Source organism: Streptomyces sp. YS-3, from assembly GCF_045257485.1.
Lineage (GTDB): Bacteria > Actinomycetota > Actinomycetes > Streptomycetales > Streptomycetaceae > Streptomyces.
Genome location: NZ_JBJHPC010000003.1, coordinates 1 through 12,773, shown reverse-complemented (window position 1 = coordinate 12,773; position 12,773 = coordinate 1). Strand labels below are relative to the sequence as shown.

Genomic DNA, 12,773 nt, shown 5'->3' with positions numbered 1-12,773 from the left:
CGGCCGTGGCGGCGCCGAAGCGCGCTGAACACCGCGCACACGTGCGGAGCGACGAGGAGGAGTGCCGGCGCGGGCCCGACGCCCGCGCCGGCACTCCGCCCGTTGGCCGCGTGCAACTGCGGCACACCCGCAACCGTCCGTCGGCGGGCGGATCATCGATACGTTCGAACAGCTGCCCAACCAGCCGTCCCTGCCGTCAGGTTGGAAAGGCTTCAACGCGCTGACGTACCCAGGAGGCTGTCCATGTCCCCTTACGCAGATACCCGCGACAACGGCCCCCGGACGGGGGTCTGGTTCATCGGAGCCCGCGGCTCCGTCGCCACCACGGCGGTCGCCGGCTGCGCCGCCGTCGCCGCCGGGCTCCAGCCCGCCACCGGCATGGTCACCGAGAGCCCCGACTTCACCGGCACCGGCCTTCCCGAGCTGTCGTCCTTCGTCTTCGGCGGCCACGACGTGGCCAGCAGCCCGCTGCCCAAGCGTGCCGAGGAACTGGCCGCCGGGGGAGTGCTCCCGCACACCCTGCCCGCCGCCGTGCGCGCCGAACTCGCCGCCGCCGACGAGGAGATACGCATGGGCGGCCCGCTGCCCGGCGACACCCGCGGCGACGAGGAGCTGATCGCCGCGTTCACGGCCGACCTCACCGACTTCGCCCGCCGCACGGGAGTCGCCCGTACCGTCGTCGTCAACGTCTCCTCCACCGAGCCCGCGCCCGCCGGCGGCGACACCCGGCTGCCCGCCTCCTCGCTCTACGCGGCGGCGGCGCTGCGCGCCGGGTGCGCGTACGTCAACTTCACCCCCTCGACCGGTCTGCGCCACCCGGCCCTGGAGGCCGCGGCCGAGGAGGCCCGCGTCCCGTACGCGGGCCGCGACGGCAAGACCGGCCAGACCCTGCTCCGCGCGGTGCTCGCGCCGATGTTCCGCCAGCGCGCCCTGGCCGTACGGGCGTGGTCCGGCAGCAATCTGCTCGGCGGCGGGGACGGGGCCTCGCTGGCCGACCCGGCCGCAGCCGCCGCCAAGAACGCGGGCAAGAACCGCGTCCTGGAGGACACCCTCGGCATGCTGCCCGAGGGTGAGGTGCACATCGACGACGTGCCCGCGCTCGGGGACTGGAAGACCGCCTGGGACCACATCGTCTTCGAGGGCTTCCTCGGCTCGCGGATGGTCCTCCAGACCATCTGGCAGGGCTGCGACTCGGCGCTCGCCGCGCCGCTCGTCCTGGACCTGGCCCGCCTCACCGCCCGCGCCCACGAAGCCGGACTCACCGGCCCCCGCCCCGAGCTGGGCTTCTACTTCAAGGACCCGGACGGCGGCTCCTCGGCGCTCGCCGAGCAGTACGGCGTGCTGCTGGAGTTCGCCGAGCGGCTGCGGGAGGTCCGGTGAAGCAGGGCTTGCGCGCCTGGGCCGAACTGCTGCGTGTCTCCGCGCTGTTCACCGTTCCCGGCGACGCCCTCGCGGGGGCGGCGTCCGCCGGGCTGCGCCCCAACGGGCGCACCGTGCTCGCGATCGGCTCCTCGCTGTGCCTGTACGAGGCGGGCATGGCCCTGAACGACTGGGCGGACCGCGCCGAGGACGCCGTCGAGCGCCCGCACCGCCCGATCCCGTCCGGCCGGGTGAAGCCCGCCGCGGCCCTGGTGGCGGCGGTCGGCCTCACCGGCGCGGGCCTGGCGCTCGCCCACCGCGCGGGGCGTCCGGCCGGTCTGGTGGCCACCGCGCTCGCGGGCACGGTGTGGGCGTACGACCTGCGTCTGAAGCACACCGCGGCGGGCCCGGCGGCGATGGCCGCGGCCCGCTCCCTCGACCTCCTCCTGGGCGCGACGGCCACCGGCGGCACGGTGGCGAGGCCGTCCCTGCTCCCGGCCGCGGCGCTGGGCGCGCACACCTACGCGGTCACCACCGTCTCCCGCCACGAGACCCAAGGGGGTGCGGTGTCCGCGCCGCTGGCGGCCCTGGCCGGAGCACTGGCCCTGGGGGCGCTCACGGCCCGGCCCGCGCCGTCGCCGTGGACCCGCCCCGCACCGGCCGACCTGGCGCGGGCGGCCCTGGCCGCGACCTACGCCGCCACCGCCGCCAAGCCCCTCTTCCACGCCGTCCTCAACCCCTCGCCCCCGCTCACCCAGCGAGCGGTCGGCGGCGGGATCAAGGCGATGATCCCGCTCCAGGCGGCCCTCGCGGCGCGGGCCGGCTCGGTGCGTACCGCCGCCGCCCTGGCCGGTCTCGTCCCCGTGGCCCGCACGCTCGCACGAAAGGTCAGCCCCACATGAGCATCCGCCTCGGCTACGGCACCAACGGCCTCACCGACCTGCGCCTCGACGACGCCCTCGCCCTGCTCGCCGACCTCGGCTACGAGGGCGTGGGACTGACCCTCGACCACATGCACCTCGACCCGCTCGCGCCCGGACTCGGGGAGCGCACGGCGGCGGTGGCCCGGCGCCTGGGCGAACTCGGCCTCGACGTGACCGTGGAGACCGGCGCCCGGTACGTCCTGGACCCGAGGCGCAAGCACGGCCCGTCCCTGCTCGACCCGGACCCGCGGGCCCGGGCCCGCCGCACCGAGCTGCTGGTCACGGCCGTCCGCGTCGCCGCCGACCTCGGCGCGCACGCCGTGCACTGCTTCAGCGGCATCACCCCCGCGGGCCTCGACGACGACACCGCCTGGAAGCTTCTGGGGGAGGCCCTGGAGCCGGTCCTCGACGCGGCCTCGCAGAGCGGTGTGCCGCTCGCGATCGAACCCGAGCCCGGCCATCTCCTCGCCACCCTCGCGGACTTCCACCGGCTGCGCGCACAGCTCGGCGACCCGGAACCGCTCGGGCTCACCCTCGACATCGGGCACTGCCAGTGCCTGGAGCCGCTGCCGCCCGCCGAGTGCGTCCGGGCCGCCGCGCCCTGGCTGCGGCACGTCCAGATCGAGGACATGCGGCGCGGGGTCCACGAGCACCTGCCGTTCGGGGACGGCGAGATCGACTTCCCGCCCGTCCTGGCGGCGCTGGACGCCACCGGATACCGCGGCCTGACCGTCGTCGAGCTGCCCCGCCACTCCCACGCGGGCCCCGAACAGGCCCGCCGGTCCATGGAGTTCCTGCGTCCGCTCGGCACGGGCGCCGCCTCGCCCCTGAAGGGAGTACAGCCGTGATACCTCGTGCGGAACTCGACGCCCGCTTGGGCGGCGCCGCCCGTGCCTGGCTCGACGAGGCGCTCGCCGAGGCGGCGCACACCGCCGAGCGCCCGTCCGCCGGATTCGGCACCGCCCCCTGGGAGCTGCGGTTCGCCTCGGCCGGGCGCCACCTCGGCGCCGACGCCGTGGACGCGGCACGCGTCCTGCTGCTGCGCACCGCCCGGGTGGACGCGGCCACCGCGACCCGGCTCTACCGGCAGGGCAGCGCCGCCGAGCGCCGCGCGCTCCTGCTGGCGCTCCCGGAGCTCGGCATCGACCCGGCCGCCGGGGTGCCGCTCGTCGAGGACGCCCTGCGCGCCAACGACACCCGGCTGGTGGCGGCGGCCGTCGGCCCCTACGCGGCGGCCCACCTGGACCCGCACGCCTGGCGGCACGCCGTACTGAAGTGCCTGTTCACCGCCGTGCCCGTGGACGCCGTCGCCGCCCTGGGGGAGCGCGCCCACGGCGACACGGAACTCGCCCGGATGCTCGGCGACTACGCCGAGGAGCGGGCCGCCGCCGGCCGCCCCGTCCCCGACGACCTGAACCGCGTACTGGCCCTCACCGGGGCCGAGGAGTCCTGACCATGCGTATCTTCGACCCGCACATCCATATGACGTCCCGCACCACCGACGACTACGAGGCGATGTACGCGGCGGGCGTGCGCGCGGTCGTCGAGCCCGCCTTCTGGCTGGGCCAGCCCCGTACCTCGCCCGCGAGCTTCTTCGACTACTTCGACGCGCTGCTCGGCTGGGAGCCGTTCCGGGCCGCGCAGTACGGCATCGCCCACCACTGCACGATCGCCCTCAACCCCAAGGAGGCCAACGACCCGCGCTGTACGCCCGTCCTCGACGAGCTGCCGCGTTATCTGGTCAAGGACGGGGTGGTCGCCGTCGGCGAGATCGGCTACGACTCGATGACGCCCGCCGAGGACCACGCCCTCGCCGTACAGCTCCAGCTCGCCGCCGAGCACGGCCTGCCCGCGATGGTGCACACCCCGCACCGCGACAAGCTCACCGGTCTGCGCCGCACCGTCGACGTCGTACGCGAGTCGGCGCTCGCCCCGGACCGGGTGCTGCTCGACCACCTCAACGAGACGACCGTGCGCGAGGCCAAGGACAGCGGCGCCTGGCTCGGCTTCTCCGTCTACCCCGACACCAAGATGGACGAGGACCGGATGGTCGCGATCCTCGACGAGTACGGCCCGGAGAAGGTGCTCGTCAACTCGGCCGCCGACTGGGGCAGGAGCGATCCCCTCAAGACCCGCAAGGTGGCCGACACCATGCTGAAGGCCGGGTTCGACGAGGACGCGGTGGACCTGGTGCTGTGGCGCAACCCGGTCGCCTTCTACGGGCTGAGCGGCCGTCTCGACCTCTCGGTGGCCGCCCCGGCGACCCTGCACGAGGGCAACTCCATCCTGCGCGGCGGCGAGTAACCCATGCGACTGCGCCACCCCGACGGCTCCACGGTCCACCTCGCGTACTGCACCAACGTCCACCCCGCCGAGACCCTCGACGGCGTCCTCGCCCAACTGCGCGACCACTGCGAGCCGGTGCGCCGCCGCCTGGGCACCGACCGGCTCGGCATCGGTCTGTGGCTGGCCCGGGGCGCGGCCGGAGAGCTGAGCGCCGACCCGGCCGCGCTGCGCCGTCTGCGCCGCGAACTCGACGGACGCGGCCTTGAGGTCGTCACCCTCAACGGCTTCCCGTACGAGGGGTTCGGCGCCGAGGAGGTCAAGTACCGCGTCTACCGGCCGGACTGGACGGATCCGGAACGCCTCGCGTACACGACCGACCTCGCGCGCCTGCTCGCCGCACTGCTCCCCGACGACGTCACCGAGGGCACCATCTCCACCCTCCCGCTCGCCTGGCGCACCGGCTTCGACGGCGCCGCGGCCGAGACGGCGCACACCGCGCTGCGCACGCTGGCCGTGCGCCTCGACGCGCTGGAGGAGGAGACCGGGAAGTCCGTCCGGATCGGTCTGGAGCCCGAGCCCGGCTGCACCGTCGAGACCACCGCCGACGCCATCGCCCCGCTCACCGCGATCGGCTCGCCCAGGATCGGCGTCTGCGTCGACACCTGCCATCTGGCCACCTCGTTCGAGGATCCGGCCCGGGCGCTCGACGCGCTGCGCACCGCCGGGATCACGGTCCCCAAGGCCCAGCTGTCGGCCGCGCTGCACGCCGAGGAGCCGTCCAGGCCGGAAGTGCGCGCCGCGCTGGCCGAGTTCGCCGAACCCCGCTTCCTGCACCAGACCCGCACCAGGAACGGCGGGGCGCTCCTCGGCACCGACGACCTCGGCACGGCCCTGACGGGCGGGGCCCTGCCGGACGGCGCCCCCTGGCGCGCCCACTTCCACGTACCGCTGCACGCGCGCCCCGCGGCGCCGCTGACCTCCACCCTGCCCGTACTGCGCGAGACCCTGGCCGTCCTGGTCGGCGGCCCCATCGCGCGCACCCGGCACCTGGAGGTCGAGACGTACACCTGGCAGGCGCTGCCCGCCGAGCTGCGCCCGCGCGACCGGGACCGGCTCGCCGAGGGCATCGCCGCCGAACTGGCGCTCGCCCGGGACCTGTTGACCGACCTCGGCCTCAAGGAACTGCCATGACCGACGCCCCTGCGCCCACCCCGCTCCTCGTCCTGGACGTCGTCGGCCTCACCCCCAAGCTGCTGGAGCACATGCCCCGCCTCAAGGCGCTCGGCCGCTCCGGCTCCCGGGCCCGGCTCGGCACGGTGCTCCCGGCCGTGACCTGCGCGGCCCAGTCGACCTTCCTCACCGGGACGCTCCCCGCCGAGCACGGCATCGTCGGCAACGGCTGGTACTTCCGCGACCTCGGCGAGGTCCTGCTCTGGCGGCAGCACAACGGCCTGGTCGAGGGCGACAAGGTGTGGGACGCGGCGCGACGCGCCCACCCCGGCTACACGGTCGCCAACATCTGCTGGTGGTACGCGATGGGCGCGGACACCGACATCACGGTCACCCCGCGCCCGGTCTACTACGCCGACGGCCGCAAGGAGCCCGACTGCTACACCCGGCCCCCGGCGCTCCACGACGAACTCCACGACAAGTTCGGCACGTTCCCCCTCTTCCACTTCTGGGGACCCGGCGCCGACCTCGTCTCCTCCCAGTGGATCATCGACGCGACCCGGCACATCCTGGCGACGCGCGCCCCGGACCTCGCGCTGTGCTATCTGCCGCACCTGGACTACGACCTCCAGCGGTACGGGCCCGACGACCCGCGCTCCTACCGCGCCGCCGCCGAGCTCGACGCGGCCATGGCGCCCCTGCTCGACGACGCCGAGGCGGCCGGCCGCACGGTGGTGGCGCTCTCGGAGTACGGCATCACCCGCGTCAGCCGGCCCGTGGACATCAACCGCGCCCTGCGCCGTGCCGGACTCCTGGAGGTGCACACCCAGGACGGGATGGAGTACCTGGACCCGATGGCCTCCCGTGCCTTCGCGGTGGCCGACCACCAGCTCGCGCACATCTACGTCCGCAGGCCCGAGGACCTCGAAGCCGTCCGCGAGGCTCTCGCGGACGTCGCGGGGATCGAGCGGCTCCTCGACGACGAGGGCAAGAAGAGCCACGGTCTCGACCACCCGCGCTCGGGCGAACTGGTCGCGATCGCCGAGCCGGACGCCTGGTTCACGTACTACTACTGGCTCGACGACGACCGCGCCCCGGACTTCGCCCAGCTCGTCGAGATCCACCGCAAGCCCGGATACGACCCGGTCGAGCTGTTCATGGATCCGCTCGACCCGTATGTGAAGGTCAAGGCCGCGAAGGCGCTGGCCCGCAAGAAGCTCGGGATGCGCTACCGGATGGCGGTCGTACCGCTGGACCCCTCACCGGTGCGCGGCAGCCACGGGCGGCTGCCCGACGACCCGCGGGACGGGCCGCTGCTGCTGTGCTCGGCTCCGGACGCGGTGGGCGACGAGGTGGCGGCCACCGAGGTGAAGGGGCTGCTGCTGAGGCTGGCGGGGCTGGCGTAGGTCGTGCTCCCGTAACGGAGGAAGCTCCTGGCGGAAACGATCCGCCAGGAGCTTCTTCGTGGGACGACCGCTGTCACGGGACGACCGCCGTCACGGGACGGGGGTCCGTCAGACCGGGCGCGCCTCGACGATGGAGACGCCCGCGGCGGTCTGCACCACCCGGTCGAGCTGGAAGCCGGTGGCGCGCAGGATCTCCGAGTACTGGCGGGCGGTGCGCTCCTTGCCGCCGACGAGGATCATCAGCCACAGGTCGACGAGCTTGGCGGGGTGCGGCGCGTTGCCCTCCGGAGGAACGAATTCCATGACGAGCAGCCGGCCGTCGGGGCTGATTGCCTCACGCGCGTTCTTGAGGATCTCCAGTGCCTTCGGCTCCGGCCATTCATGCAGAATGTGCTTCAGCAGATAGGCGTCCGCACCGGCCGGCAGCGGACCGAAGAGATCGCCCTTGTCGATCTCGACCCGGTCGACCACGCCCTCTTCCGAGAGAAACGTGTGGGCGCCCAGCTCGTCCGCCCGGGAATCGAAGAGGATGCCCTTCGACTGGGGTGTCTTCTTGAGGATCGCCGAGAGCAGACCGCCACGGCCGCCGAAGACGTCGACGAGCGTCTTGTACTTGGAGAAGTCGTACGCGGCGAGAATGGGCTCGGTCTCCATATTCGAGAGCGTGCCCATGCCGTTGAGGAAGATCTCCGCGAATTCCGGGTTCTGGCCCAGGTACTCGTACGCGTGCATCCCGCGGTTCTTCTCCAGGCTCGGCTGGCCCGTGCGCACGGTGTGGATGAGCGCACCCCAGTCCTCCCAGCTCGCGGGGTGACCTGTCAACAGGGCCATGTCGCGCATCGACATCGGCGTGCCGGTGCGCAGCGCGTCGGCCATCGGCGTCAGCTTGAACCGGCCGTCGCTCTGCTCGCTGAATATGCGGTAGCCGGCGAGGGCGCGCAGCAGGCGGTGGACCGCGTCCGGGTCGGCCTCGATCCGCCGGGCGATCTCCTCCGAGGACAGCGGGCCGTCGGCGAGCTGGTCGGCGATCTTGAGCTCGGCCGCCACGTAGATCGCCTGGGACACCCAGGCGCCCTGGGCCAGTTCGAGGACGGCGATCGGCGCAGGCACCATCAGCTGGGCGAGGCGCTGCACCCGCGCGCGCACCCCTTCGACGATGCGGACGACTCGGGCGGGCGGAATTGGGGGCATGCGTATCCTCCGTGGGCGGTTGCGCAGCGGTATCAAAGTCTCAATTGCCGGGATACCGGAAACTACGGCGTCAGCTATGGCGTCAACTATGGGCGTCGCCCGGCAGACTCTAGAGCCGAGCACGGCGGCGAACAACCACTCAACGCGCGAGAAACAGGCCCGAGTTGGCCGAAATGCCGACACGAGTTCGGCACCAGTGAATTCCGAGTGCGAATCAAGTGTGCAACTGCGGATGCATCGCAGTCGGACAGGCTTACAACTTACCTGTGAATACAGGACGGTTGAGGTAGAAGCGTCTATCGTGGCGCCCGTTGAGTCGGCTCCCAATGACGGGGGCACGCCATGATGAGGGAGAGACATGTCGAGAATACGCAGGTCTTGGAGTGGGGCCTTCGTGGCAGCGGCGGCCGTGGGCACGCTGGCCGTCACGCTGATCCCGGGCCCGGCACAGGCCTCGCCGTCCTCGCCGAAGGATGCCAAGGCCGCTGCCGCCAACATTGAGGTCATCGCGAGCAAGCTCAACAACCCCCGCGGCCTCTCCGTCCAGGCGGACGGGACGATCCTGATCGCCGAGTCGGGCGTGGGCAAGCCGGGCTGCGCGCCGGGCACCAAGTGCGTCGGACTGACCGGTTCTGTCTACCGTGTCAAGGGCACCCAGCAGGGCCGCGTCGTCACCGGCCTGGCGTCCTCCGCGGTGGCCCCGACCAACCCGTACGAGCCGATCTCGGCCGCCGGTCCCAACGACGTCGAGGCCAACGGATCGGGTTACCTCGTCCTCAGCGGCTTCGGCGGCGGCACGGACGACCGCGCCAAGCTCGGCGCGGACGCGGCCAAGCTCGGCACGCTGCAGACGGGCAGCGGCTGGGTCGTCGGCGACCCGGTCAAGCACGAGACGCTGCTCGACCCCGACTGGGTGCTGGGTCACCCGGCGGGCGGCGAGGAGGCGTCGATCCACAGCAACGCCTGGCGCTTCGCCCGCAACGGCCGCGGCTTCCTGGTCACGGACGCCGGTGCCAACGACCTGGTCGGCGTCGGCTTCGGCGGTCGCACCACGACCGAGGCGATCTTCCCGGACAACGAGCTCCCCGCCCCGGGCGGCGCCGGCGCGGCCCCGTCGGCCAAGGAGAAGAAGGTCCTGGAGTCGCTCGCCCCGCAGACCAAGACCGTCGCCGCCGACGGCACGGTCAAGGTCCAGTCGGTGCCCAGCGGCATCGTCAAGGGCGCGGACGGCGCGTTCTACATCGCCGACATGGGCGGTCTGCGCCCGGGCGGCTCGCGCATCTGGCGGCTGGTGCCGGGTCACCGCGCCGAGGTCTTCGCCAGCGGTCTGACCGCGGTCACCGACCTCGCGGCCGACAAGAACGGCAACCTGATCGCGCTGACGCTGACCGGCGGCTTCCAGCAGCAGGGCCCGCCGCTGCCGGGCAAGCTGAACCGGATCGACATCAAGACCAAGGCCGTCACCGAGATCCCGACCGACGGCAAGCTGGCGATGTCCACCGGTCTGGCCGTGGGTCCGAACAACGAGATCTACGTGACCAACAACTCGGTCGGCACCGAGGGTCAGCTGATCAAGGTCACGGAGTAATCCGGACGCGGTCCCGGTCCCGGCGCTGATCCGGTCCCGGGCCCGGTTCCGGCCCCGACCCGGTCCTGGTCCTGACGCCGGGGCCGGTGGTTCCGGTCGGTGTGCGACGAGCGGCCCCGCAAGGCTCCTGACGCCTTGCGGGGCCGCTTCGATGTCCGTGTGGCGAGGTCGTCGGAGGGCCGAGCGGGGCCCGCTCGACGGCCGCGCGAAAAATTCTTCTCCTTCCGCGGTCACACTCCTGAGGCGGGACCCGTCAGTTCTGTGACGCGGGATTCCGACCGATGGAATCGAGCCGGCGTCACCGCTGAGCGATCGGCTGAAAGCGATCGCTGAGATCTCTGAAGGAGAGCAGTCATGGAAGCACGGATGCAGAACCCGGCGATGGTCCTCCCCGACGCGATGCAGGCCATCCAGAGCCTGTACAAGGCCACCTACGCGGGCGGCGTCCCGGCGGGTCTGCTGGCGCTCAGCCACCTGCGCGCGAGCCAGATCAACGGCTGCAGCCCCTGTGTGGAGTCGGCGTCCGGCCAGGCGCGCAAGGCGGGCGAGAGCGACGAGAAGATCTTCTCCGTCGGCGCGTGGCGCGAGACCCCCTTCTACACCGACTCCGAGCGCGCCGCGCTGGCGCTCACCGAGCACGTCACGCGCCTGAACGACCGCGAGGACCCGGTCCCGGACGCGGTGTGGAACGAGGCCGCCAAGCACTTCAACGAGCAGGAGCTGGCCTCGCTCGTGCTGCACATCGCCGTCAGCAACCTGTTCAACCGGCTCAACGCCACGACGAAGCAGCAGGCCGGCCAGAAGTGGTAGACGCGGTCTAGCGAGGTGTGCGGCACGGCCCCGCCGGACCCGGCGCCCCGTCCGGAAGCGGAACCGGACCCGGACCGGGTCGCGGCTGCGGAGCTGGACAGAGCGGGCGGTGGGACCGTCGCGCGACGAGACGCGACGGTCCCACCGCCCCTCAGTTTGAAGGTTTTTTCGATGGCCTGTTCTCGCCTGTGGACAACGTTATCCACAGGGCTGGTGAGGGGTGGCCCGGCGCGGGACCGTCGGGGCATGAACAAGCACCGCGAATCGCACGGATCCCACGGTCTGCCCGAAGACGACCCGCAGCTCACCCTGCGCAACCCGGCCGAACTGGCCGACGCCCTGCCCTATTTGATGGGCTTCCATCCGACGGACTCGATCGTGATGGTCGCCCTCCACGGTCGCCGGGGCCGCTTCGGCGGGCGGCTCCGGCTCGGCATTCCCCGTGCGCCGGGTGAATGGCCGCATGTCGCCGCGCAGTTGGCCGAGTGCCTGGTGGCGGGGAGCGAGCGGCGCGGGCCGCGCCCGGACGGGATCATCGTGTTCCTCTGCCAGGACCCGGACCCGGCCGGGGACACGACCGCCGGTCACGTGATGGAGAGGCTCCGTCCGCTGGCGCAGTTGCTGCGGACGGCGTGCGGCGCCCTGGACGTCCCGGTCCTGGAGGCGCTGTGCATCTCGGACGGCAGGTACTGGTCGTACTGCTGCCCGGACGCGCGCTGCTGCCCGCCGGAGGGGAACGTACTGGCTCTGCCCGGTACGTCTGTGCTGGCGGCAGCCGCGACCTTCGCGGGCCTCCAGGTCCGGGGCTCCCTGCGGGAGATGGAGGCACGCCTCACCCCGTGGCGGCGCCCCGCGGCGGCCGACCAGGAGCGGGCGCTCGCGGCGGCCGAGGCGGCGCTCGTGCCCCGCGTCCTGGACGAGGAGGAGCGGCTGCGGGTCGGCCGGGAGACCCTCGACCTCGCGGGCCGGGTGATGCGCCGCCTCGCCGGCGCGCCCCCGGCCGCGGGCCGTACGGACGGGGACGCGCTGGACGACGGCCTGATCACCCACGACGAGGCGGCGGCCCTGCTCCTCGGCCTCCAGGACCGCACCACCCGGGACCGCGCGGCCGAGTGGATGGAGGGCCCGGACGCGGTCCCCGCCCTGCGCCTGTGGCGCGCGCTGTCCCGCCGCTGCGTGGGCCGTTACGGGGAGCACGCGGCGGTCCCGCTGACGCTGGCGGGCTGGGTGGCGTGGTCGACGGGCGACGAGCCGGCCGCCCGGGTCGCCCTGGGCCTGGCCCTGCGGGCGGACCCGGACTACCAGTTCGCTCAACTGCTGCACCAGGCCTGCAACCAGGGCCTGGATCCGGAGGCCCTGCGCAGGTGCCTGCGGGAGGAGAGGCGGGAGCGGGAGGGCGCGGCGGCGGACACGGTGTGGGGACCCGGCGTCACGGAGCCGGACCCGGTGTGCGGGCCCGGTACGCCGACGCCAAGTCCGGGACGAGCACCGGGCGTTGAGGTCGCCCGAGCCTGCGGGCCCGACATCGCGGCGCCGATCTCCACGCTCGACATGGGCGCGGCCATGCCCGCGCGCCGGCTCAAGCTGCGCCGCAAGGCTCCGGGCAAGGCCCCGGTGAACCGGAAGGACGGGGTGCCCGCCCCGAACCGGAAGGACGGGATGCCCACCCCGGCCCTTCCCGATGGCAACGGTTCCACGACGGCCGGGTCCGCCCGGCGAGGGACCCGACGGAGCGACCGGACGGTGCGGCGGGACGGGACGGACCAATGACACCGGGCCGACGCCACGCCGTGTCGCTCCGTGACCCGCGCACGGTCGGCCGCGTTCACGTGGGGGGCGCCGCGCGAGGGCGGTCGGCCCGATGCACGCACGCGGCCGGAGCGCTCGGAAGGCAAGGTATGACGTTCAATGTCCCTCCCCGGGCCGGTGGTCCTTCCTGGTCCGGTGGTACTTCCTGGGCTGGTGTCTCTTCCTGGGCCGGTGGTCTTCCCCGGGCCGGCGTTCCTCCCCGGGCCGGGGACCCTCCCCCGGCCGACGCCC

The 12,773-nt window shown here is 73.2% G+C and carries 11 protein-coding genes; 10 read left to right on the top strand and 1 reads right to left on the bottom strand.

Going from position 1 to position 12,773, the window contains the following annotated elements; genetic code table 11:
- Positions 1–243 precede the first annotated feature (243 nt).
- The 7 genes from ACJA3G_RS00545 to ACJA3G_RS00515 are packed head-to-tail and all read left to right on the top strand — an operon-like array spanning position 244 to position 7,144.
- Positions 244–1,380: an inositol-3-phosphate synthase gene (locus ACJA3G_RS00545; protein WP_406550823.1), complete on the top strand. Its 1,137-nt coding sequence runs from the start codon at positions 244–246 to the stop codon at positions 1,378–1,380.
- Positions 1,377–2,261 (top strand): SCO3242 family prenyltransferase, encoded by an 885-nt coding sequence (locus ACJA3G_RS00540; protein WP_406550822.1) that lies wholly within the window; start codon positions 1,377–1,379, stop codon positions 2,259–2,261. Before ACJA3G_RS00545 ends, ACJA3G_RS00540 begins: the two co-directional genes overlap by 4 nt.
- Entirely contained in the window at positions 2,258–3,130 is an 873-nt protein-coding gene (locus tag ACJA3G_RS00535) for a sugar phosphate isomerase/epimerase family protein (protein WP_406550821.1), read from the top strand. Before ACJA3G_RS00540 ends, ACJA3G_RS00535 begins: the two co-directional genes overlap by 4 nt.
- Positions 3,127–3,735, top strand: a complete 609-nt coding sequence (locus ACJA3G_RS00530; RefSeq protein ID WP_406550820.1) for an EboA domain-containing protein — start codon at positions 3,127–3,129, stop codon at positions 3,733–3,735. Before ACJA3G_RS00535 ends, ACJA3G_RS00530 begins: the two co-directional genes overlap by 4 nt.
- 2 nt (positions 3,736–3,737) lie before the next feature.
- Entirely contained in the window at positions 3,738–4,586 is an 849-nt protein-coding gene (locus tag ACJA3G_RS00525; RefSeq protein WP_406550819.1) for a TatD family hydrolase, read from the top strand.
- 3 nt (positions 4,587–4,589) lie between these two features.
- Positions 4,590–5,759: a metabolite traffic protein EboE gene (gene eboE / locus ACJA3G_RS00520; RefSeq protein ID WP_406550818.1), complete on the top strand. Its 1,170-nt coding sequence runs from the start codon at positions 4,590–4,592 to the stop codon at positions 5,757–5,759.
- Positions 5,756–7,144, top strand: a complete 1,389-nt coding sequence (locus ACJA3G_RS00515) for a nucleotide pyrophosphatase/phosphodiesterase family protein (RefSeq protein ID WP_406550817.1) — start codon at positions 5,756–5,758, stop codon at positions 7,142–7,144. Before eboE ends, ACJA3G_RS00515 begins: the two co-directional genes overlap by 4 nt.
- Before the next feature lie 108 nt (positions 7,145–7,252).
- Here ACJA3G_RS00515 and ACJA3G_RS00510 read toward each other — a convergent pair whose 3' ends face one another.
- The gene (locus ACJA3G_RS00510) at positions 7,253–8,335 is read right to left on the bottom strand and encodes a methyltransferase (protein WP_406550816.1); all 1,083 of its coding nucleotides are present in this window, start codon (positions 8,333–8,335) and stop codon (positions 7,253–7,255) included.
- A gap of 394 nt (positions 8,336–8,729) precedes the next feature.
- On the opposite strand from ACJA3G_RS00510, the gene ACJA3G_RS00505 reads away from it, so the two are divergent.
- The 3 genes from ACJA3G_RS00505 to ACJA3G_RS00495 all read left to right on the top strand — a co-directional run bounded on the left by ACJA3G_RS00505 (position 8,730) and on the right by ACJA3G_RS00495 (position 12,503).
- Positions 8,730–9,923, top strand: a complete 1,194-nt coding sequence (locus ACJA3G_RS00505) for a ScyD/ScyE family protein (RefSeq protein ID WP_406550815.1) — start codon at positions 8,730–8,732, stop codon at positions 9,921–9,923.
- A gap of 354 nt (positions 9,924–10,277) precedes the next feature.
- Positions 10,278–10,733 carry a carboxymuconolactone decarboxylase family protein gene (locus tag ACJA3G_RS00500; protein WP_358837865.1) on the top strand — a complete coding sequence of 152 codons (456 nt, stop codon included), beginning with the start codon at positions 10,278–10,280 and terminating at the stop codon, positions 10,731–10,733.
- A gap of 246 nt (positions 10,734–10,979) precedes the next feature.
- Positions 10,980–12,503, top strand: a complete 1,524-nt coding sequence (locus tag ACJA3G_RS00495; protein ID WP_406550814.1) for a DUF4192 domain-containing protein — start codon at positions 10,980–10,982, stop codon at positions 12,501–12,503.
- Positions 12,504–12,773: the final 270 nt, after the last annotated feature.